The organism is Burkholderia sp. GbtcB21 (assembly GCF_019091065.1).
Classification (GTDB): Bacteria; Pseudomonadota; Gammaproteobacteria; order Burkholderiales; family Burkholderiaceae; genus Burkholderia; species Burkholderia pyrrocinia_C.
In genome coordinates this window covers 1-477 of sequence record NZ_JAGXKA010000105.1, presented here as the reverse complement: position 1 = coordinate 477, position 477 = coordinate 1, and the positions used below count along the sequence as shown (strand labels likewise).

The 477-nt window shown below is 70.0% G+C and carries 1 pseudogene; it reads right to left on the bottom strand.

Going from position 1 to position 477, the window contains the following annotated elements:
- Nucleotides 1–477: pseudogene (locus KVT39_RS36520) on the bottom strand (RHS repeat protein); the annotation flags it as partial.

Below are 477 nucleotides of genomic sequence, written 5' to 3'. Positions count from 1 at the left end.
GGACCACTTGCGCACCCGCCGGCCGTCACCGCCGTACCCATATGCTTCGGCGTCGTCCTCGCCACCGGGGCGAGGCAACTGCACCGCGCGGCTTAGCCGGTTGTCGGCGGACCAGGTGAGCGGCTGGTCGCTGCCGAGCCGATGTGGGTTGCCTTGCGCGTCGAACTGCGCGTCCACGTCGGCAGGGGGCGGGAGTCCCGGGGCGCGGGCCACCGCACGGTTGGAGTTCTGCGACACCGCCAGCTCCAGCGTGTACGGGGTGGCACCTTGGTGCTGGGTGCGCATCAGGTTGCCTGCCATGTCGTACGTGAAGGTGCGCGTGTAGTTGACCAGGGCACCCGGGTCACCGGCAGGCGGCAGCGCCGCGCCCTCACGCTCGGCATTCGCCTGTTCGCGCCCGGTGGCCTGCACCAGCTGGTACAGCCAGTCGTACTGGTACGTGCGTACCGCGGCCACCCGCTGGTTGCGGAAGTATTT